Here is a 3,259-nt window from a genome sequence, read left to right as displayed (position 1 = left end):
ACCGTGATCTTCTTCGACAGGTCGCCGGCGGCGACCGCCGTCGTCACCTCGGCGATGTTACGCACCTGCGAGGTCAGGTTGCCGGCCATGAAGTTGACCGACTCCGTGAGGTCCTTCCAGGTGCCGGCCACGCCCTGCACGTCGGCCTGCCCGCCCAGCTTGCCTTCGGTGCCCACTTCGCGCGCGACCCGCGTCACTTCCGCGGCGAAGGAGCGCAACTGGTCGACCAGCGTGTTGACCGTGTTCTTGAGTTCCAGGATCTCGCCCTTGCCGTCGACCGTGATCTTCTTCGACAGGTCGCCGGCCGCCACCGCCTTGGTGACGTCGGCGATGTTGCGCACCTGGCTGGTCAGGTTGCCGGCCATAGAGTTGACGGAATCGGTCAGGTCCTTCCAGGTGCCCGACACGCCTTCCACCCGCGCCTGGCCGCCGAGCGAACCCTCGGTCCCGACCTCGCGGGCGACCCGCGTTACCTCCGAGGCGAAGGAGCGCAGCTGGTCGACCATCGTGTTGATCGTGTTCTTGAGCGTGAGGAATTCGCCCTTCACGTCGACGTCGATCTTCTTGGACAGGTCGCCCTTGGCGACGGCGGTGGTCACATCGGCGATATTGCGCACCTGGTCGGTTAGGTTCCCGGCCATCGAGTTGACCGAGTCCGTCAGATCCTTCCAGGTGCCCGCCACGCCCTTGACCTTGGCCTGGCCGCCCAGCTTGCCCTCGGTCCCGACCTCGCGCGCCACGCGCGTCACTTCGGCGGAAAAGTTGCCCAACTGCTCGACCATCTTGTTGATGGTCCTGGCGGTCCGCAGGAATTCGCCCTCCAGCTCGCGGCCGTCCACCTCGAGCGCCATGCTCTTGGACAGATCCCCCTGCGCCACCGCCCCGATCACCCGCGCGACCTCGCTGGTCGGATGCACCAGATCGTCGATGAGGGAATTCACGCAGGCGATCGAATCGCCCCAGAAGCCTCGGGTCTCGGACATCACGGCGCGCTGCTTGAGCTTGCCTTGCTTGCCCACGACCTGCCGCAGCCGAACCAGTTCGGACGCGAGGGTGGCGTTCTGCTCGACAAGTTCGTTGAAGGTGTCGGCCACCTTGCCGGGCAAACCCACCCAGTGGGCGGGAAGCCGGGCCTTGGCGTCACCCTTTCGAAGCCGGGTCAGCGCATCCAGTAGGATCGCCATTTCTTCGTTGGCGTTGTCTGCGTCGGGGGCCTGTTCCAAGACTTTCATCGTTACCTCGTGTTTCAATTAGGAAACGCTTGCGACGGCCAAGGTCGAAGTTTAGACCTCGGGCCGAATTTGTAACAGCGTCTTCACCATCAAGCGGGCGCGAGGCCTCGCGCATCGCGACGGACCGCGCCTACCTGTGCAAGAACCGGGGAGAGACACGCGGGAGCAATGAGATTCACCCGGCGCGAAGCGCCGCCATGAAATCCGGCAGGCTCAGGGGCTTCAGCAGGTGGTGGTCGAAGCCCGCCGCCCCGATGCGTTCCTTGTAGCCCTGCTGGCCCCAGCCTGTCAGCGCGATCAGCATCATCTGCGCGCCACCAGGCTCGGCCCGGAGATGGCGTGCCAAGTCGCAGCCGTCCATGCCGGGCATGCCGATATCGAGCACCGCGATGTCGATCTGGTTGGAGCGGGCCAGTTGCAGCGCCTCCTCCCCGCCATAGGCGACCAGCGTGTTGGCCCCCATCGTTCTCAGCAGCTCGGCGAGGCTGTCGGCCGCATCGCGGTTGTCGTCGACGACGAGGACGACGCCCTCGATGGAAGCCGGCGATCCCTCCTGCGACGCCATCCCGCGCGGCCTGGCCGAAGGTGCACTCTTCGCCAAAGGGAGACGAACGGTGAAGGCGGCGCCATGGCCCAGGCCCTCGCTCGCGGCCTCGACGCTGCCGCCGTGCAGCTCGACCAGGCTCTTGACCAGCGTCAGGCCGATGCCGAGCCCGCCTTGCGCCGCCTTGGAAGTGCCGCTCACCTGCACGAACATGTCGAAGATGGACTGCAGCATGTCCGATGACAGGCCCGTGCCGGTGTCGCTCACCTCGATCACGGCGTGGCCCTCTTGCTGACGGGCGACGACCTCGATGCGACCGCCCGGTGGCGTGTACTTGGCCGCGTTGTTCAGGAGATTCGAAAAAACCTGGGTCAGCCGCACTGCGTCGCCGCGCATGACGAGCGGTTCGGCGCCCAGTTCGACGGTCAGCGTGTGGCCCGCACGCTCGACCAGCGGCCGGCTCAACTCGATCGCGTCGTCGATCACCGCATCGAGCAGCACGGGGCGCATCTGCAGCTCGATCTTTCCGCGCGTGATGCGCGACACCTCCATCAGGTCGTTCACCAGGCGCACCATGTGTTCGACCTGCCGGCGCATGAGCTCGAAGTACTTTTCGGCCTCGTCCGGCGAGGGCTTCTTGCGCGCGAGCAGCGACAAGGCGGTGCTCAACGGCGCCAGCGGATTGCGCAACTCGTGCGCCAGGGTGGCGAGAAACTCGGTCTTGCGTTGGTCGGCTTCGCGCAAGCCGTCCAGGAGGCTGCGCAATTCGTACTGCCTGCGGCGCGAGCGCAAGGCCGTGCGCACTGCGCTCACGAGGGCCGCGACTCGCATCGGCCGCTCGATGACGGTCACGTTGGCGAACTCGTCCATTACATGCGCGATGGCACGCGAGTTCGCGCCCTGACGGGCCAGCACGAGCATGGGAACGTCGGACCACGGCCCCTGCGACGTCAGGGCGGCCTTCAGATGCGCAATCGCCGCGTCGGTGATCACCTCCTCGGCAAGCATGACGGCGCCGACCCCCTTCGTCAGCTCGCACATCAACTCGGCCATGTCGGCGCAAACGTGCGGGTCGAACTGCGCTCGCTCCAGCACGGCGCTCGCGATCAGGGCATCCTTCGAGGTCGCCGCCCGCAGCAGGATGCGGAACTCCGGCTGGAGAGGCGACTCGCTCACGGTACCGCACGGACCCCGTCGATCGGCACCGGGATCCCCGTGAGAATGCCGCGGAAATTGCGCAGCGGCGCGCCGACGCGCACGCCCCCGGCGCTCAGCGAGAAGGAGCGGATCGTGCGCTCGTGGGCGCCGCCACGCTTCTTGAGCACGGAGATCGCCTGCCGCACTTCGCCCTCGAACTCGTAGTAGCGCAGCAGCACCACCGCATCCGCGAGATAGCTCGCATCCACGGGTGTTTGCATCTGCATGCCGATCAGGCCGTGCTGCGCGCCGACCAGCATGGTCGCGACACCGTTCTGGCCGAGAT

General features: G+C 66.5%; 3 protein-coding genes. All 3 read right to left on the bottom strand.

Annotated elements, in window-relative coordinates:
• Positions 1 to 1,232 (bottom strand): HAMP domain-containing protein (locus tag AC1DY5_RS48545; RefSeq protein WP_478121487.1); only part of this gene is annotated, 1,232 nt, incomplete at its 3' end.
• A gap of 175 nt (positions 1,233 to 1,407) precedes the next feature.
• Positions 1,408 to 2,952, bottom strand: coding sequence for a hybrid sensor histidine kinase/response regulator (locus AC1DY5_RS48540; RefSeq protein ID WP_478121486.1), 1,545 nt, complete (start codon positions 2,950 to 2,952; stop codon positions 1,408 to 1,410).
• Positions 2,949 to 3,259, bottom strand: a 311-nt coding sequence (locus AC1DY5_RS48535) for a P-loop NTPase family protein (RefSeq protein ID WP_478121485.1), incomplete at its 5' end; no start/stop codon positions are given. The genes AC1DY5_RS48535 and AC1DY5_RS48540, both read right to left, overlap by 4 nt.

The sequence above is a fragment of the Variovorax sp. P4_D9 genome (assembly GCF_056401695.1).
Note: the sequence above shows the minus strand (reverse complement) of the source record. Positions and strands in the feature narration are given on the sequence as shown.